At 59.2% G+C, this 16,779-nt stretch carries 16 protein-coding genes; 6 read left to right on the top strand and 10 right to left on the bottom strand.

Annotated elements, in window-relative coordinates; all coding sequences use genetic code 11:
* Positions 1 to 36: 36 nt before the first annotated feature.
* The 4 genes from DWA01_RS02065 to DWA01_RS02050 are packed head-to-tail and all read left to right on the top strand — an operon-like array spanning position 37 to position 5,667.
* Entirely contained in the window at positions 37 to 1,152 is a 1,116-nt protein-coding gene (locus tag DWA01_RS02065) for an AI-2E family transporter (protein WP_114283983.1), read from the top strand.
* Complete coding sequence (locus DWA01_RS02060) at positions 1,145 to 1,855, top strand: P-loop NTPase family protein (RefSeq protein ID WP_114284033.1); 711 nt, start codon at positions 1,145 to 1,147, stop codon at positions 1,853 to 1,855. Before DWA01_RS02065 ends, DWA01_RS02060 begins: the two co-directional genes overlap by 8 nt.
* Positions 1,856 to 1,879: 24 nt before the next feature.
* Positions 1,880 to 4,072 (top strand): RNA degradosome polyphosphate kinase, encoded by a 2,193-nt coding sequence (locus DWA01_RS02055; protein WP_114283982.1) that lies wholly within the window; start codon positions 1,880 to 1,882, stop codon positions 4,070 to 4,072.
* Positions 4,073 to 4,122: 50 nt separating this feature from the next.
* Positions 4,123 to 5,667 carry a Ppx/GppA family phosphatase gene (locus DWA01_RS02050; RefSeq protein ID WP_114283981.1) on the top strand — a complete coding sequence of 515 codons (1,545 nt, stop codon included), beginning with the start codon at positions 4,123 to 4,125 and terminating at the stop codon, positions 5,665 to 5,667.
* A gap of 49 nt (positions 5,668 to 5,716) precedes the next feature.
* Here the strand turns inward: DWA01_RS02050 and DWA01_RS02045 are convergent, their stop codons facing one another.
* The 4 genes from DWA01_RS02045 to DWA01_RS02030 form a co-directional block, all read right to left on the bottom strand.
* Positions 5,717 to 6,055 carry a hypothetical protein gene (locus DWA01_RS02045; RefSeq protein ID WP_114283980.1) on the bottom strand — a complete coding sequence of 113 codons (339 nt, stop codon included), beginning with the start codon at positions 6,053 to 6,055 and terminating at the stop codon, positions 5,717 to 5,719.
* A 61-nt stretch (positions 6,056 to 6,116) separates the two neighbouring features.
* On the bottom strand, positions 6,117 to 7,139 hold the full coding sequence (locus DWA01_RS02040; RefSeq protein WP_114283979.1) for an endonuclease/exonuclease/phosphatase family protein: 1,023 nt from the start codon (positions 7,137 to 7,139) through the stop codon (positions 6,117 to 6,119).
* Between the two features lie 7 nt (positions 7,140 to 7,146).
* Entirely contained in the window at positions 7,147 to 7,833 is a 687-nt protein-coding gene (locus tag DWA01_RS02035; protein ID WP_114283978.1) for a TerB family tellurite resistance protein, read from the bottom strand.
* Positions 7,834 to 7,895: 62 nt separating this feature from the next.
* Positions 7,896 to 8,381 (bottom strand): GNAT family N-acetyltransferase, encoded by a 486-nt coding sequence (locus tag DWA01_RS02030; RefSeq protein WP_114283977.1) that lies wholly within the window; start codon positions 8,379 to 8,381, stop codon positions 7,896 to 7,898.
* A 177-nt stretch (positions 8,382 to 8,558) separates the two neighbouring features.
* Here DWA01_RS02030 and DWA01_RS02025 point away from each other — a divergent pair, with 177 nt between their 5' ends.
* Positions 8,559 to 8,972, top strand: coding sequence for a VOC family protein (locus DWA01_RS02025; protein WP_114283976.1), 414 nt, complete (start codon positions 8,559 to 8,561; stop codon positions 8,970 to 8,972).
* Between the two features lie 62 nt (positions 8,973 to 9,034).
* On the opposite strand, the gene scpA is transcribed toward DWA01_RS02025, so the two are convergent.
* Positions 9,035 to 11,164 (bottom strand): methylmalonyl-CoA mutase, encoded by a 2,130-nt coding sequence (scpA, locus tag DWA01_RS02020; protein WP_114283975.1) that lies wholly within the window; start codon positions 11,162 to 11,164, stop codon positions 9,035 to 9,037.
* 107 nt (positions 11,165 to 11,271) lie between these two features.
* On the opposite strand from scpA, the gene DWA01_RS02015 reads away from it, so the two are divergent.
* The gene (locus DWA01_RS02015; protein WP_114283974.1) at positions 11,272 to 11,790 is read left to right on the top strand and encodes a DUF4174 domain-containing protein; all 519 of its coding nucleotides are present in this window, start codon (positions 11,272 to 11,274) and stop codon (positions 11,788 to 11,790) included.
* A 20-nt stretch (positions 11,791 to 11,810) separates the two neighbouring features.
* Here the strand turns inward: DWA01_RS02015 and DWA01_RS02010 are convergent, their stop codons facing one another.
* The 5 genes from DWA01_RS02010 to DWA01_RS01990 all read right to left on the bottom strand — a co-directional run bounded on the left by DWA01_RS02010 (position 11,811) and on the right by DWA01_RS01990 (position 16,772).
* The gene (locus DWA01_RS02010) at positions 11,811 to 13,142 is read right to left on the bottom strand and encodes a hypothetical protein (protein ID WP_136057646.1); all 1,332 of its coding nucleotides are present in this window, start codon (positions 13,140 to 13,142) and stop codon (positions 11,811 to 11,813) included.
* Positions 13,139 to 15,139: an acetyl-CoA carboxylase biotin carboxylase subunit gene (locus tag DWA01_RS02005; protein WP_114283972.1), complete on the bottom strand. Its 2,001-nt coding sequence runs from the start codon at positions 15,137 to 15,139 to the stop codon at positions 13,139 to 13,141. Before DWA01_RS02005 ends, DWA01_RS02010 begins: the two co-directional genes overlap by 4 nt.
* 128 nt (positions 15,140 to 15,267) lie before the next feature.
* Positions 15,268 to 15,474, bottom strand: coding sequence for a hypothetical protein (locus DWA01_RS02000; RefSeq protein ID WP_114283971.1), 207 nt, complete (start codon positions 15,472 to 15,474; stop codon positions 15,268 to 15,270).
* A gap of 361 nt (positions 15,475 to 15,835) precedes the next feature.
* On the bottom strand, positions 15,836 to 16,195 hold the full coding sequence (locus DWA01_RS01995) for a hypothetical protein (RefSeq protein ID WP_114283970.1): 360 nt from the start codon (positions 16,193 to 16,195) through the stop codon (positions 15,836 to 15,838).
* 223 nt (positions 16,196 to 16,418) lie between these two features.
* On the bottom strand, positions 16,419 to 16,772 hold the full coding sequence (locus DWA01_RS01990; protein WP_114283969.1) for a hypothetical protein: 354 nt from the start codon (positions 16,770 to 16,772) through the stop codon (positions 16,419 to 16,421).
* Positions 16,773 to 16,779: the final 7 nt, after the last annotated feature.

Genomic DNA, 16,779 nt, shown 5'->3' with positions numbered 1-16,779 from the left:
CCCAGGTCAGAAGTGTGGCCAGAGAGGATATTATCCATGGCGTTACCCGTTCAGCAACAAGCGAAATACTGGGGCATTTCTGCTGCCGCATTGTTCGCCTTTCTCTATCTTCTAGGCGATGTGATCCTGCCCTTTGTTGTCGGCGCGGCGCTGGCCTATTGCCTCGACCCGATTGCAGACCGGCTGGAAACCTGGGGGCTGTCCCGCGCGATTTCGACCGTCGCGATCACCCTTACTGCCTCGGTTCTGTTTGTGCTGATTGCGCTGCTGATCCTGCCGACGCTCGTCAGCCAGGCCGTTGGTCTGGTGGAAACAGCGCCGCGGCTGATCACCAACCTGCAGGACAATCTCACCAACCGTTTTCCCGAATTGCTGGATGAAAACAGCCAGATCTATCAGTCGGTGATGGCGGTGGCAGAGACTCTGCGCTCCAAAGGCGGCGTCTTGCTGCAAACCGCGCTCGGCCAGGCGGCCAGCCTGATCAATGTTTTGGTTCTCATTATTCTTGTGCCGGTGATCACCTTTTATCTGTTGCTGGACTGGGACCGGATGGTGGCGGTTGTGGACAGGCTGTTGCCACGCGATCATGCGCCCCTGATCCGCCAGGTTGCCGGTGACATTGACCGCACCCTTGCGGCGTTCATCCGCGGCCAGGGCACGGTCTGCCTGGTGCTGGGCAGTTTTTACGCCACCGCGCTGATGCTGGTGGGTCTGCAATTTGGGCTGATTGTCGGCGCCCTCGCCGGTCTGATTTCGTTTATCCCCTATATCGGTGCGCTGGTCGGTGGTGTGCTGGCCATCGGGCTGGCAGTGTTTCAGTTCTGGGGCGAATGGAGCTGGATCGCCGCCGTGGCTGGTATCTTTGCAATCGGGCAATTTCTGGAAGGCAATATCCTGACACCAAAACTGGTCGGTCAGTCGGTCGGTTTGCACCCGGTCTGGCTTATTTTTGCCCTGTCGGCCTTTGGCACAATGTTTGGGTTTGTGGGCATGCTGGTCGCGGTTCCGGTTGCCGCTTCAATCGGCGTGGTGATGCGCTTTGCCCTGGGGCAGTACCAGGAGGGACGGCTCTATAAAGGCGAAGATCATGCGACCCCTGTCACCCACGTTCCAACTGCCAGCGCGACGGAGGCTGACTGCGATGATGAGTGAGCAACTGGCATTTGACCTGCCGCTGCGCCCGGCGCTGGGGCGCGAAAATTTCTTTGTCTCACCGTCCAACGCGCTGGCATTGGCGATTGTGGACGGATGGGAAAACTGGCCTTCGGGAAAACTGGTGCTGGTCGGCCCGGACGGGGCGGGCAAAACCCACCTTGCCCGCATGTGGGCGGATGAACATGACGCGGTGATCGTCAAAGCCCGCGATCTGCCCGGCGCGGTGATTGATGCGCTCGCCGCCTGCCGCTTTGTTGTGGTGGAAGACGCCGATCTGCTCTGTGACCCCGACTGCGGTTTCAGCGCCCAGGCCGCCCAGGACGCGCTGTTTCACCTACACAATCTGACGCTGGCGGAGGGGGGCTGTCTGTTGCTGACCGCCTCCTCCCCACCAAGCCGCTGGCCGCTGACACTGCCGGACCTGCGCAGCCGGATGGAAGCCACAACCGTGGCCCAGCTTGAATCGCCCGATGATACGCTGCTGACGGCCATGTTGTTGAAACTGTTCAGCGATCGTCAATTGGCGGTGACGCCAGGTCTGATAAGCTATATCGTGAGACGGATGACACGCAGCCATGCGGCGGCCTGCGATCTGGTTGCGGCGCTGGATGCGCTGGCACTGGCGCAGGGCAAACCGGTCAGCCAGACCATGGCCGCCTCATTGTTTGAAAGCGATATGGCCACTGCCGCGCCTATGTAAACGAGGCACTCGAAAAGGACGCCCATGACCCACGCAGACTTCCTCAAGGCCCCGTTTCCGACTGCAACCGAACTGCCTGCCGAAGACTTCGCAGGGCCGAAACGCTTTTTCAACCGGGAACTGAGCTGGCTCGCGTTTAACTGGCGCGTGCTTGAAGAAGCGAAAAACCGCAGGGTACCGCCGCTGGAACGGCTGCGCTTCGTGTCAATTTCTGCCACCAATCTGGATGAGTTTTACACCGTGCGTGTGGCTGGTCTGCGGGAATTGCAGCGCGAGGGCAATGTGACCCCGGCCGCCGACGGCCTGACCCCGTCCCAACAGCTGAAACTGATCAATGAGAATGCCCGTAACCTGTTACAGGAACAAAACAAAGTCTGGGGCGAATTGCGTGGCCATCTGGAGAGCAAGGGCATAACGCTTGAGAGCGATGCCTCCTTAAGTGACGCGGACCGGATTTTCCTCGACGAGCATTTTATGGAACAGGTGTTCCCGGTGCTGTCACCGCTGGCGATCGATCCGGCACACCCGTTCCCCTTTATCCCCAACCTTGGATTTGTACTGGCGCTGCATCTGGAACGGAAGAAGGACAAACGGGCGCTGCAGGCAATGCTGCCAATTCCGGCGCAGATTGACCGGTTCATCAAATTGCCGTCAGCCCCTGGCGACTTCCGGTTTTTGCCGCTCGAAGAGATGCTGCGGATCTACGCCAACCGGTTGTTTCCTGGCTACAAAGCCATCGGGCACTGCACCTTCCGGGTATTGCGTGACAGTGACCTGGAGGTCGAAGACGAAGCCGAAGACCTGGTGCGCGAATTTGAAGTGGCGCTTAAACGGCGCCGGCGCGGCGAAGTTGTCCGGCTGACAATATCCAGTGACGCCCCCGCCCTGTTGCGCAGCACAATTGAACGCGAACTGCATGTCACCGACGAAGATGTGGTGGAAATGGATGGGATGATCGGCCTGTCTGATCTGCGCAAACTGGTGCTGAAAGAACGCCCGGATCTGTTGTGGCCATCCTTCACCCCGCGGGTGCCGGAACGGGTTCAGGACCACGATGGCAATATGTTTGAGGCCATCAAACAAAAAGACATGTTGCTGCACCATCCTTATGAAACCTTTGATATGGTGATCCGGTTCCTGAAACAGGCGGCGCATGATCCCGATGTGGTGGCAATCAAACAGACATTGTACCGCACATCCCGCGACTCCCCGATTGTCGAAGCGCTGTGTGATGCGGCCGAGGCCGGCAAATCTGTCACCGCGCTGGTCGAACTGAAAGCGCGCTTTGATGAGGCCGCCAATATCCGGCAGTCCCGCCGGCTTGAGCGGTCCGGCGCCCATGTGGTCTACGGCTTTATCAACCTGAAAACACATGCAAAAATATCGACTGTGGTCCGCCGCGAAGGCAAACAACTGGTCACATACACCCATTATGGCACCGGAAACTACCATCCGATCACGGCACGTACCTACACCGACCTCAGCTTTTTCACCTGTGACAAGGGCCTTGGTCGTGACGCGACCAAAGTCTTCCATTTCCTCTCGGGATATGCCCAGCCGGAAGGCATGGTTAACCTCTCGATTTCGCCCCTGAACCTGAAAACGAAATTGCTGGCCAATATTGCCCGCGAGGGAAAACACGCCGCGAAGGGCAAGCCCGCCGAGATCTGGGCCAAAATGAACTCGCTGATTGATCCGGAGGTGATTGATGCGCTCTATGCCGCGAGCCAGGCCGGGGTGAAGATCAATCTGGTGATCCGGGGAATTTGTGGTTTGCGACCGGGCATCAAGGGCCTGTCAGACAATATCCGGGTGAAATCTATAGTTGGACGTTTTCTTGAGCACAGCCGCATCGTGTGTTTTGGCAATGGCCACGGCTTGCCGTCGCAGAAGGCGGAAGTGTTCATATCTTCCGCTGACTGGATGGGCCGCAACCTGAACCGGCGGGTGGAGACGATGATCAATTGCACCAACCCGACGGTAAAAGCACAGATCATGAGCCAGGTGATGGCGGCAAATATGGCCGATGAAGCCCAGAGCTGGGTGCTGGCGCCCGATGGCAGCTTTGAACGCCCGGTGCCGGAAAAAGACCGGCCCTTGTTCAACTGCCACCGCTTTTTTCTGGAAAACCCGTCGCTGTCCGGGCGCGGCTCCGCCGGCGCTGCAGATGTTCCGGAACTGACCCATTCAACAGATGACGCCACGCCCATCGATTGAGCAGTATCGATGACACCGCCAGACCAGCAGCAAAACCAGGGGGCTTGCCCGTGACCGTATCTCTGACTTCTCCGGACGAGTGGGGCCCCTTTGGCCGCCCCTTGTTTGATGACAAGACCGTACAGGCTCTGTCCCGTGTCGGCGTAGTAGATGTGGGCTCAAACTCGGTCCGGATGGTGATCTTTGACGGCGCGGCCCGCTCGCCCGCATATTTTTACAATGAAAAAATTCTCTGTGGCCTGGGTGCAGGCCTGCCGGAAACCGGCCATCTGAACCCCGAGGGCAAACGGCGGGCACTGGCGGCGCTAAAACGGTTTCAGGCCATTGCGCGGGGTTTAAAGATCAAACCGCTCACCGTCGTGGCCACCGCTGCCATGCGCGAAGCCCGCGACGGGCCGGAGTTTGCCCGCGAAATTGAACAGGAAACCGGCTTAAAACTCTGGGTGATTGACGGGCTCGAGGAGGCCCGTCTTTCGGCGCAGGGCGTGCTGCTGGGCTGGCCCGAAGCCGACGGTCTGGTCTGTGACATCGGCGGCTCCTCGATGGAGCTGGCGATCGTGCGCGACGGGGGCGTCGGCAAACGGATTTCCTCGGCTCTGGGCCCGCTAAAACTGCAGAATATTCCCGGCGGGCACAAAGGGCTGAAGAGCCATATTGCCGGTATTCTTGATGAGCTGGCCGAAGAAATGGGCACCGGCCACAAACGTATATATCTGGTTGGCGGCTCCTGGCGTGTCATCGCCCGGCTGGATATGGAACGGCGCAACTACCCGCTTCACGTGCTGCATGAATACCGAATGTCCCCCAAAGATATCAGCCAGACCGTGAAATGGATTGGCGAACAAGATCTGCAGGACATGCGCCACCGCACCGGCACTTCTGCCGCACGCATGGCCCTGGTTCCCGCCGCCTGCGAGGTTCTGCGCCAACTCACGCGCAGATTCAAACCCCGCGACGTTGCCGTCAGTTCCTACGGCATCCGGGAAGGCATGCTCTATGAACAGATGCCCGATGAACTTCGCCGCCGCGACCCGTTGATTGAAGCCTGCCGTTTTGCCGAGCACAGAGACGCCCGCACCCCCGGGACCGGCACAGCACTTTACCAATTTTTGAAACCACTGTTCGCTTCTGCCCCCAGCGCCGAGACGCGCCTGTTCAAAGCCGCTTGCCTGTTGCATGACGTCAGCTGGCGCGCGCATCCCGACTACCGGGCCGAGCTGTGTTTTGACAATGCCACACGGGCCAACCTGGGCGGGCTGACCCATCCGGAACGTATATTCCTCGGCCTGACCCTGATGCACCGCTACAAGAACAAACACGACGACAGCCGCTTTGCGCCCCTGTTTGAATTGCTGGATGACGGGGCGATGCGACGGGCAGAAACGCTCGGTAAAGCATTGCGGTTCGGGGCGATGTTCAGCGCAACAGACCCGGATAAACACGCGAGTCTGCGCTGGTTCCCCAAAAAGAAAAAACTGGAACTGGTGCTGAGAAAAGAAGCGGTGCCGCTGTTTGGCGAGGTGGCAGAGGCCCGGTTCAACGCGCTGGTCAAATCGCTTGCTGTCACGGCGTCGGTCCGGATCAGCCGCAGCTGAGCCAAGCCGGGGTGCCCCGCGGTATTACCCGCTTTTTCGACCGGCGGCTCTACAAATCGATTTCGCCGCCAGGCTCCTCGGGCTGCTGCGGTATCGGCGCCAGATCCTGACGCCGGCGGATGATGATGTCGCCATTTTCAAGAATTTCCGGCAGCTGATACAGCGACAGATCGATGATTTTGCCCTCAAATTTCAGCACCAGCTCATCTGCCCCCTTCAACAGGCTGCGCAACATCATCTGCGCCCCTTCTGATAGCAGCTCCAGGCCTTCTTCGAGTTCCGAGCCCGGGTCGGATTCAGTCTGGGACTGCGCAGAAAAGGGGGAAACTGTCAGAGACGCCAACAGAACATATGGGACAATACGTTTCATCGGGCCAATATAGGCCATTGTGGCTGGTTTGATAAGGGCTGCGGCCGTCAGATTGCTGCGCCATCAGTCGCTCGCGCCGTCAGATATCGATGTCCAGCGTCACCGGGAAATGATCAGACGCGGTCAGCAACGCTTCGCGCAGGTCCACAAGCTCATAACACCGGGCGTCTTCAAACGGATGCCAGATCCGCCAGTCCGGCGCGCGCGACATCAGATCCGGCGACAGCATAATGTAATCCAGCAGCGCCTGCAGATACCGCTTTTGCGGGTGAATATAGAAGCGCGCGGTGGTCGGCGTGGCGGCAAAGCGGTGACTGAGCTCCAGCCGGGCGTGGGGATCATACAGCTGCGGCCCCTGCGTTTCCCCCAGCACAATTTCAACGCTGGAGCGGCCAAACAGTTTTTCATATTCGTCCAGACCAGGCCCGTCGTTGAAATCGCCCAGCACGATCAAAGCGTCTCCGGCGTTCAGATGCTCGACCACCCGGCGCCGCACCCAGATGCACTGAGCCAGCTGTTTGCGCCGGTTTTCGATCGAAATTCGCACCTCGTCTGCGGCGTTGCGCGCGCCATGTGGCGCTTTGGATTTTACGTGGATGCCGATCATGCGCAGTTCAAAACCTGACGCGGTTTTCAGTGCCAGTTCCAGCGGCGGTTTGGAAAACACCACGTCTTCGGGCGCAGCATCAGTGTCGAGATCGATCAACAGGCTTTTGTCAAACCGCGGCGCAACGCCCTCAGTCCCCGATCCCGTCTCCCCCATGGGGTCATGCCAGGCGCTGATCTGATCCGGGTCATAGAGAAACGCGATTTCCTGCTGGGTGTTATTGCCAAAGCCGATCACAGCCCGGCGCGCCCGCAGCCCCGCCCATTGTGCAAAATTCTCAAGCGCCGCCACGGTCGAGCGGCGGCGGTTTTCGTCCGGCGCTTCGACGATCAGAATTCCGTCCGCATCAAGTGCGGTGAACACTTTGGCCAGCGCTTCCAGCTGCTGCAACCGGGTGACGTTGTACCGTGACGACCATGTACCATCCGCAAGCAGCCCGCCATCATCGTCAAACAATGCGGTGAACCATTCGACATTATAGGTGGCGAGACGCATCCGGGTTTCAGGCTCCGGCGTGTGCAGCGGAGATGGTTTCCCAAGCAGCATTCACCGCGATCAGACGGGCTTCCGCAAGCTTCACCGCCTCCTGGGGAACCCCACGCGCAATCATGCGATCAGGGTGGCATTCGCGCACCAGGGCGCGCCAGGCTTTGCGCAGCTCCTGATAGCTCATGTCCTCATTTACGCCCAGCACCATATAGGGATCCGGGCTGGCGTCCGGTACAAACCGGGCACGCAGCGAGGCAAACTGGGCTTCACTCATGCCAAAAATTTCAGCGACGCGGGCGAGGAATGTATCTTCGCCCGGATGATATTTACCGTCAGCGAGGGCGATATGAAAAAGCCCTTCCATCAGATCGCACAGCGGCGCGCGATCCTCAGCAAACATGCTTGCCACCCGCCTGGCATAATCCTCAAACCCCGCAACATCCTGGCGCGCAAGGTTGAAAATCCGCGCCGCGCTTGCTTCATGCGCCGGCGGAATGGTGAAAACTTCGCGAAAAGCCGTGACCTCGTCGCGGGTGACCAGACCATCCGCCTTGGCCATTTTTGCGCCAAGCGCGATCACCGCAATGGTAAAACCAGCACGACGCTCCGGTGCCGAGCGCAATTGCTCAAACACCCTGGACAGGCTTTCGCCACGGGACAGCGCGGATAACGCTTCAGATATACGGGACCAAACAGACATTTTCTCAGTCTAGCCTTTCAGGCAGCGGATGTCAGCCAGGCTGACGGTAACACACGGGGTTGTCACAAATATTTCACCAGCATCACCGCATCAAGCCAGCGGTCAAATTTTCGCCCGATCCGGCGCAGACGCCCCTGTTCTTCATAGCCCATTCGAAGGTGAAATCCGATGGAGCCTTCGTTGTCCGCGTCCATCACCCCAATCATCGCGTGCGCACCCGCTGCCCTGGCGTGTTCTTCCACCAACTGCAGCAACGCCCGCCCGGTGCCCTGGCCCTTGACCGCCGGATCCAGGTAAATTGTGTGTTCCATCGTGTGACGGTAGCCGTCATTGGGCCGGAACTGGTCATAGGTGGCAAAGCCAGTGATTTTGCCCGCCTCGCAGGCCACCCAAAATTCGCGCCCGGCAGCGCGGCGCGCCTGCAAGATGGCATGCCAGTCTGCCGCAGACTTTTCAAGTGCCGAAAAACTAACCGTCGAGGAGCGTACAAACGCTCCCATAATTGCGGCGATTGCCGGGGTATCATCAGAAGTCGCAGTGCGGATCATCACATCAGTCCTGTTCAAGTCAGCCCCAGCTTATGTGCCGCTTTGGCTGCGGCAAGTTTTCTCCCAGGTTTTGCGGATATTCAATGCCAATATTGTTGCGCGCCCTCAATTTGTTCACTAACAGCGCAAGCTGATTACAACATCGGCGACTTCAGCCTGATAACCCGGACTCTTCTCATGAAATCTCTGTTCCACCTTGCTTTTAACGTCACCGATCTGGATGCGACGCGCGCTTTTTACACGGATGTGCTGGGCTGCCGCCAAGGCCGCAGCACCGCGACCTGGGTGGATTACGATTTCTTCGGCCATCAGATCTCGCTGCACCTGGGCACGCCGTTTGCAACCCAGGCCACCGGCCATGTCGGCGATCACATGGTGCCGATGCCCCATCTGGGAGTGATCCTGCCATTGGCGGACTGGAACGCGCTGGCAGAGCGGTTGCGCAGCAAAAATGTCGTGTTTGAGCTGGAACCGTTCACCCGCTTTGCCGGTGAAGCGGGCGAGCAGAGCACCATGTTCTTCCGCGATCCCTCGGGCAACCCGATCGAGATCAAGGGGTTTGCGGAATTCGAAACCGTATTCGCAGCCTGATAAAATGACAGTCCCGGGTGCTCCGGGACCGTCTGTCTGCCTGTGTGTGGCCAGCGTTGGGACTATCGTGCGCTGCGCAGAAATTCCAGAATGTCACGGGCGGCATCCGGGATGTTGGTACCCGGGCCGAAAATCGCTTTCACGCCGGCCTCTTTCAGGAACGCATAGTCCTGTTTCGGGATCACCCCACCGCAGATCACGATGATTTCCCCGGCGCCTTGCGCACGCAGCGCTTCGATTAATTTGGGGGCGAGCGTTTTATGGCCCGCAGCCTGGGATGAGATGCCGACGATATGCACATCGTTGTCGATGGCGTCCTGAGCGGCCTCCTCCGGGGTCTGAAACAATGGCCCCACATCCACGTCAAAGCCGATATCAGCAAAGGCGGTGGCGATCACTTTGGCACCGCGGTCGTGGCCATCCTGGCCCATTTTCACCACCAGCATACGCGGCCGGCGGCCCTCTTCTTCGGCGAAATCTTCGATGTCACGCTGGATCCGGGCAAAACCTTCGTCCCCCTCATAGGCGGCGCCATAGACACCGGAGAGCATTTTAACTTCGGCGCGGTGGCGGCCAAACGCTTTTTCCATAGCCATTGAAATCTCCCCTACAGTTGCGCGGGCGCGGGCGGCTTCGACTGCCAGTTCCAGCAGGTTGCCTTTGCCAGTATTGGCCGCCGCTTCCAGCATGGAAAGCGCCGCGTCACAGGCGGCCTGATCGCGACTGGACTTGATGTCAGTCAGGCGTTTGATCTGACTTTTGCGCACAGCCACATTGTCCACATCCAGAATGTCGATCTCGTCTTCCTGTTCAAGACGGAACTTGTTGACGCCCACGATAACGTCTTCGCCCTTATCCACAGCAGCCTGACGGCGCGCGGCGGCTTCTTCAATGCGCAGTTTGGGCATGCCAGAGGCGACCGCTTTGGTCATGCCGCCCAATTCATCAATTTCCTCAATCAGCTTCCAGGCCTCCTCCGCCAGATCAGAGGTCAGTTTTTCAACATAATAGGAGCCGGCGAGCGGATCGACCACATTGGTGACGCCGGTTTCATTCTGCAGGATCAGCTGGGTATTGCGGGCAATGCGCGCCGAAAAATCCGTTGGCAGCGCGATGGCTTCGTCAAAAGCGTTGGTGTGCAGCGACTGGGTGCCGCCCAGCACCGCAGACATCGCCTCATAGGCGGTGCGCACCACGTTGTTATAGGGGTCTTGTTCCTGCAGCGACACGCCTGAGGTCTGGCAATGGGTGCGCAGCATCAGCGAGCCTGGTTTTTTGGGTTCAAACTCCGACATGATGCGGTGCCACAGGAAACGTGCTGCCCGCAGTTTGGCCGCTTCCATGAAGAAGTTCATACCGATGGCAAAGAAAAATGACAGACGCCCGGCAAAGACGTCGACATCCATGCCGCGTTCAATCGCCGCTTTGACGTATTCACGCCCGTCCGCCAGGGTAAAGGCCAGCTCCTGCACCAGGTTGGCACCGGCTTCCTGCATGTGATAGCCCGAGATCGAGATCGAGTTAAAGCGGGGCATTTCGGCTGACGTGTATTCGATAATATCAGCGATGATGCGCATAGAAGGTTCCGGCGGGTAGACATAGGTGTTGCGCACCATGAATTCTTTCAGAATGTCATTCTGAATGGTGCCCGACAGCTGCGCCCGGCTGTGCCCCTGCTCTTCGCCGGTGACGATGAAACTGGCCAGGATCGGGATCACCGCCCCGTTCATGGTCATTGAGACCGAAACCTTGTCCAGCGGGATGCCGTCAAACAGGATTTTCATGTCCTCAACGGAATCGATCGCGACCCCGGCTTTGCCAACATCACCTTCCACCCTGGGGTGGTCGCTGTCATAACCCCGGTGCGTGGCCAGATCAAAAGCGACCGAGACACCCTGTTGCCCGGCGGCAAGCGCTTTGCGGTAAAACGCATTGGATTCTTCTGCGGTGGAAAAACCAGCATATTGCCGGATCGTCCAGGGCCGTCCGGTGTACATCGTCGCCCGGGGCCCGCGGGTATAAGGACCAACGCCGGGCATGCCGCCCATATGCGCAAGCCCTTCTGTATCCTCAGCGGTATAGACGGGTTTGACCGTGATCCCCTCAGCGGTTTTCCAGTTCAGGTCTTCAAGCGGACGACCGCGCAATTCTTTTTCCGCCAGCGCACGCCATTTGCTTTTCTCGGTTGCCATGGTCAGGGGTTCCTTTTTAACTGCTTACAGATCTGTCTGGAAAAACAGGTCGTGAAGGGCTTCGTTTTTGCGCTGTCCGGCCCTATATGAAACTGGCAGGAGGTTGCATGAAAAACATTATTGTTGCGGGGCTTATAGCTCTGATCGGTGGAATGGCGGTTGCACAAGACGTGCCGGTTGCGGTGCAGAACGCGTTGATCGATGCGCCGGATGAGGCCGTGGTGGCGCCCGCCACAGACGCCGCTGAAGACATCGCGCCTGCTTTTGCGCCGGTGGAAGCGCTCGGGCGCTCGCTCGATGAATTCAAATGGGTCTCGCGTGTCGTCGTGGTGTTTGCCGACAGTGCTCAGGACCCGGCGTTTGCCAAACAAATGACGCTGTTGCAGGACCGTTCCGAAGAGCTTGTTATCCGCGATGTGGTGGTGCTGTTTGACACCGATCCTGCGGCCCGGGGCGAGATCCGCCAGGCCCTGCGCCCGCGCGGATTTTCCCTGGTGCTGATCAGCAAAGAAGGCCGAGTGGAACTGCGCAAACCCAAACCCTGGAGCGTGCGCGAACTCAAACGCAGCATCGACAAGATGCCGCTGCGCCAGCAGGAAATTCGCGACCGCTCTGCCGGCAACTGAACAGGGGGCGTGCAGGCGTTTCATCCCTGCCCCTCCGACACGGTTTCAACTGACAAGCCCTCTGGCCCCACTGCCGCCCAGGTCACCCGTGCAGTTTTGAACGCGGGCAAGTCTGCTGCGTCCACAGCTTTCACCCGGCCGCGCTTTGCCATCGGATCCCGGACGCGATCCAGGGGAAATTCAAGGCTTAACTGTTGCGGTGGTGTGGTTGCCAGCGACAACCAGATGCCGGTTTCCGCCAGGTTTTCACTCAGGTCCCAGCTCAGCAACGCCATCACAATCCCCACAGCGCCCAGCATTGAACGCGCCCGCGGCGCCTGGTCCCAGGTCAGCCCCGCCAACATCAGCAAAGTCGCCACGACAGAGCTGGTGGCATAGGATGCAGAACTGTTGAGCCAGCCGCTCTGGCCAAAAAGAAGTTGCGCCAGACCGGTTCCGCCAGCAAACAGCCCCATGACAATCACCAGGCGGCGCTTATCGCCCGTGACCCGCAGAACGGATGATGCGACAATTGCAAGGATCGAAAGCGCCAGCAGTGCCTGGCCGGCATCCGCCCGGATATTGCTTACGAAATTTGCCGCAATCAGATCAAAGCCACTGCCCGCCGCGGTAATGTCGCCAGTCATATTACCCCGGGTCCAGGCGGGCAGGACAGACAGGCCGGTCGCGCCGCCAAGTGCCGCGAAGCCAATGAGTGGCAGCAGCCCTAGCGACACCAGGCCCAGCGCTTGCTTCCAGTGCCCGAGCGCGGCGACAACAATGCCGCTCAGGATGACCATTGCAAGAGCTTCAGGGCGCAGCAGCGGTGCGAGCAAGATCGCCAGCATCAGCGTTGCCTCCAGGTGACCACTGCGCACAAAACGAAAGAGGCCCAAAACGATGGCAAGCGAGGCCGCGATATGCAGCGTGTGCTCCATCCCGGTAAGCGCCACCCCGGGCATGTTGAGCGCCGTCGGGGCTAAAGCCGCCAGCGCCAGCGACGCACGTGGCGCCGCCTGCGCCAGGCCGCTTTCCAGCAACAGCATGCCCCAGACCCCGGCCGCCAGTACGAGGCCAATGACATTCCAGATCAACGGAAACAGGCGCTGCAACTCAGCGCCCGGTGCCAACTGCATCAACAGCGGATACAACGGCGATGACGAGGCCAGGCCCGAACCACCGGTGTCGCCTGCGAACCCACCGCCTGCGGTCTGTTCGTCCGGCGCCAGACGCGTATTGGAGCCGTCCAGCGTGTAGCCAAGCCCTTGGCCCGCCTGCTCTGCCGCCAAAAGCCACAGCGCAAGAAAGCTCGCCAGCGCCGCAAAAACGGCCAGCGGCAGGATCAATCCGGATTTAGCCCCAGTTCGTGTCATTCAAATTCCATGATCACATCATCAACGGAAAGATTGTCGCCGGCTGCAGCATTGATCTTGCTTACAACGGACTTTTTCTCCGCGCGCAGAATGTTCTCCATTTTCATCGCCTCGACGGTACAGAGCGCCTGCCCTTCCTGCACTTCATCGCCCACTTCAACCGCCACTTTGACAATCAGCCCAGGCATCGGGCACAGCAGCAGCCGCGAGGTGTCCGGCGCGACTTTTTCCAGCATATACCCGGCAAGCTCGGCCTGGCGCGGGGTACGCACCAGCACCGCCAGATCGGCACCGCGACAGCGCAGACGGAAACCAGAAGTAATCTTGTCGACCTTCAGAACCAGTTCAGCGTCGGCCACCATCAGCGTGGCAAGGCTGTCGCCCGGGGTCCAGTCAGAGCTCACCCGCAAGGTACTGCCGTTATCAAATGCAATGGTAGAGCCGTCGTGATCGGCTTCAATGCGAACGGCAAAATCTTCACCCTGAAGGCTCACTACCCAGTCGCTGCCGACCTTGCGCTCGTGATTGTCCATCCGGCCAGAAACACGGGTGCGGCGGATTTCCGCAACGCGGTACATTGCCGCCGCCGCCGCCGCGATGCGTTTCAGCGTGGCGCCCGGTAGCGTCACGCCCTGAAAGCCTTCGGGAAATTCTTCTTCAATAAAGGCGGTGGTCATATTGCCCGAGGTGAATTTTTCATGGTCCATGACGGCGGACAGGAATGGCAGGTTGTGCCCGATACCTTCCACTTCAAAACGGTCAAGCGCCACCCGCATGCCTTCAATCGCCACCGCGCGCGTCGGCGCCCAGGTGCAGAGCTTGGCGATCATCGGATCATAGAACATTGAAATTTCGCCGCCGTCATAAACGCCGGTATCATTGCGCACTACATGGGTCTCGGTGGCCACTTCTTCTGGCGGGTTGTAACGTGACAGCCGGCCGATCGAGGGCAGGAAACCGCGATACGGGTCTTCGGCATACAGCCGGCTCTCAATGGCCCAGCCGTCCAGCTTCACATCGTCCTGTGTGATGGTCAGCGCTTCGCCATTGGCAACGCGGATCATCTGTTCCACCAGATCAACGCCGGTGATCAACTCTGTCACCGGATGCTCCACCTGCAGACGTGTGTTCATCTCGAGGAAATAGAAGTTCCGGTCGCCATCAACGATGAATTCCACCGTGCCCGCAGAGGCATAACCCACCGCTTTGGCCAGCGCGACGGACTGTTCGCCCATCGCTTTGCGGGTGGCCGCATCAAGGAAAGGGCTCGGCGCTTCTTCGATGACCTTCTGGTTGCGGCGCTGAATCGAACATTCCCGCTCGCCCAGATAAATACCGTTGCCATGGCTGTCAAAGAGCACCTGAATTTCGATATGGCGCGGCTGGGTGATAAATTTCTCAATAAAAATCCGGTCGTCGCCAAAACTGTTGGCCGCCTCGTTTTTGGAAGATTCAAACCCTTCCCGCGCCTCGGTGTCATTCCAGGCAATGCGCATGCCCTTGCCACCACCGCCGGCCGAGGCTTTGATCATCACAGGATAGCCGACCTGATTGGAGATTTTCACCGCATCTTCCGCGTCTTCAATCAGCCCCATGTAACCGGGAACCGTTGTGACACCAGCTTCCTGCGCGATCTTTTTGGAGGTGATTTTGTCGCCCATTTTTTCGATCGCCCCCACTGGAGGGCCGATAAAAGCAACGCCTTCTGCGGAGAGCGCTTCGGCGAAACGAGCATTTTCCGACAGGAAGCCATAGCCCGGATGCACCGCCTCAGCGCCGGACTGACGGATCGCCTCCATCAGCCGCTCAATCACGATATAAGACTGGTTGGCAGGCGAGGGCCCAATGTGGATCGCTTCGTCCGCCATCTGCACATGCAGCGCCTGACGATCCGCATCTGAATAGATCGCTACGGTTTTGATACCCATTTTCCGCGCGGTTTTAATCACCCGGCAAGCGATTTCTCCGCGGTTCGCGATCAGAATTTTTTCAAACATAGCACCCTCTTCCCTTTGACGTCGCAGTAAAAAACAGCGCGCCCATAGCAAAACACCGCACAAAGGCCTGGCCCTTGCACGGTGTTTCATATTTTTGACCAGGGCGCTGTGCCCCGGAAATTACGGCATCAGTTGCAGACCTGGAGGCCCATGTCGTCGCAAAGCGCGCCGGCTGCACCGCCGATGATTGCGCCGGTGACCGCATTGCCGCCAGTGACCGCTGCAATGGCAGCGCCACCAAGCGCACCGGCAGAAGCCCGGTCAAGATCATTGCTGAGGCAACCCGAAAGCGTAGTTGTGAGCGCGAGCGCGGCGGCGATTTTAGTGAAAACCATTGATGGAACCCTTTAATTGTCTGACGGTCGGAACATGTTTCGTCGCGGCCATATTCATCAAAACGACGGTCAGGATCAAAGCAATTCGCGCCCATGCGGAAACAATCGGCGAAACCTCGCGCGGATTGCGTCACTTTCCGGAACAAACCAGAAGAACGAGGCCCGGCTGGGAAAGAGCCAGACCTCGCAGAAGGGGAAGGGTAACGGTATTGTATTGTGACCCGCAGCTTGCTGGAACCACGCATCGCAATTGTAAGTTTGGCGCAAGAGCCGCTCAATCCAAAGCCAGAGCAGACAGAGCCTGGCGTTTCGGCCATTCCCTGCCCAATCGCCGGACGGGCGAGCGGTTTTGCGCCGACCGTCATGGATCAGACGCTTCGACGAAAGCTTCCGGGAACGCCGCGCGCGCCCGGTTCACGTCGATCTTCAGCAGCATCTGATAGCTTTCGGCGTCAAAGGGGTCTTCGACCGCAACCACTTCGCGGCCAAACAGCCAGGACAGGCGCCCGGCATCAAGATTGCCGCGCTCAAATTCTTCTTCGCCAAACAGCTCCCACAGCGCCAGCATAAAGGCACTGTCGGCCCGCCGGTCTGCCGGACGACGATCCCGGTGACGCTCGCGGGAAACCAATTCGGTCGCCCCTTTAGGGTTGGCCCGTCGCAAAGTGAACTGAAAATCGGTTCCGCTAAGACGGCCCGGAAATCCACGGTGTTTCAACATATCCCTGACTCCTTATCTGTGTCAGATCCGGGCATAGTGCCCCAGGAGCATTTCGCCAAGAGCATCCGCAGAGTGACGGGCGCACAGGGCTGAAAATATGCCCTTAGAGCACCGCCTTTTCGCAACCGCGTCAAAGCCGGACGCTGCCCGCCAGGCACCTTCGCCCTTCCCAAGGCCTCCATGCCTCGCCAGGCCGGCGCCGGATATGAATTCAGCACCCGCATTACAGATCCGCTTTGCGGGCATGGCGCAGCCAGCGGGCGCGTTTTCGCGGATTGCTCAGCAGCGCCGCCAGCTGATCGCGGGCGCGGGCTGGCAACACACCGTCTATCGCGCCGCCAGCATTCACACGCGCCAGCCCCCCGCTCACAGATACCTGCACGACCGGAGAAAAGCCGCGCAGGCCGCGCAGAAGCCGCCACATATCCTGACGGATCTGCCGCGCCAACCGCAGGCGCGACACCGCACCCGGCACCGAAAAATCAGCACTGATGCCAAAATCCATCTGCACCGGCAGGCGGCGCGCATGGGTCAGCACGTCATTTTCCACGGAATTATACCAGGTGTTACGGGTCATGATGCGG

The sequence above is a fragment of the Candidatus Halocynthiibacter alkanivorans genome, from assembly GCF_003333265.1.
Taxonomy (GTDB): Bacteria; Pseudomonadota; Alphaproteobacteria; order Rhodobacterales; family Rhodobacteraceae; genus Halocyntiibacter_A; species Halocyntiibacter_A alkanivorans.
Note: the sequence above shows the minus strand (reverse complement) of the source record. Positions and strands in the feature narration are given on the sequence as shown.

What these genes read in the sequence shown, in the direction of transcription:
- DWA01_RS02065 (WP_114283983.1), top strand. Translation starts at nt 37, where the DNA reads ATGGCGTTACCCGTTCAGCAACAAGCGAAATACTGGGGCATTTCTGCT.
- DWA01_RS02060 (WP_114284033.1), top strand. Translation starts at nt 1,145, where the DNA reads ATGAGTGAGCAACTGGCATTTGACCTGCCGCTGCGCCCGGCGCTGGGG.
- DWA01_RS02055 (WP_114283982.1), top strand. Translation starts at nt 1,880, where the DNA reads ATGACCCACGCAGACTTCCTCAAGGCCCCGTTTCCGACTGCAACCGAA.
- DWA01_RS02045 (WP_114283980.1), bottom strand. Translation starts at nt 6,055, where the DNA reads ATGGCCTATATTGGCCCGATGAAACGTATTGTCCCATATGTTCTGTTG.
- DWA01_RS02040 (WP_114283979.1), bottom strand. Translation starts at nt 7,139, where the DNA reads ATGCGTCTCGCCACCTATAATGTCGAATGGTTCACCGCATTGTTTGAC.
- DWA01_RS02035 (WP_114283978.1), bottom strand. Translation starts at nt 7,833, where the DNA reads ATGTCTGTTTGGTCCCGTATATCTGAAGCGTTATCCGCGCTGTCCCGT.
- DWA01_RS02030 (WP_114283977.1), bottom strand. Translation starts at nt 8,381, where the DNA reads ATGATCCGCACTGCGACTTCTGATGATACCCCGGCAATCGCCGCAATT.
- DWA01_RS02025 (WP_114283976.1), top strand. Translation starts at nt 8,559, where the DNA reads ATGAAATCTCTGTTCCACCTTGCTTTTAACGTCACCGATCTGGATGCG.
- scpA (WP_114283975.1), bottom strand. Translation starts at nt 11,164, where the DNA reads ATGGCAACCGAGAAAAGCAAATGGCGTGCGCTGGCGGAAAAAGAATTG.
- DWA01_RS02015 (WP_114283974.1), top strand. Translation starts at nt 11,272, where the DNA reads ATGAAAAACATTATTGTTGCGGGGCTTATAGCTCTGATCGGTGGAATG.
- DWA01_RS02010 (WP_136057646.1), bottom strand. Translation starts at nt 13,142, where the DNA reads ATGACACGAACTGGGGCTAAATCCGGATTGATCCTGCCGCTGGCCGTT.
- DWA01_RS02005 (WP_114283972.1), bottom strand. Translation starts at nt 15,139, where the DNA reads ATGTTTGAAAAAATTCTGATCGCGAACCGCGGAGAAATCGCTTGCCGG.
- DWA01_RS02000 (WP_114283971.1), bottom strand. Translation starts at nt 15,474, where the DNA reads ATGGTTTTCACTAAAATCGCCGCCGCGCTCGCGCTCACAACTACGCTT.
- DWA01_RS01995 (WP_114283970.1), bottom strand. Translation starts at nt 16,195, where the DNA reads ATGTTGAAACACCGTGGATTTCCGGGCCGTCTTAGCGGAACCGATTTT.
- DWA01_RS01990 (WP_114283969.1), bottom strand. Translation starts at nt 16,772, where the DNA reads ATGACCCGTAACACCTGGTATAATTCCGTGGAAAATGACGTGCTGACC.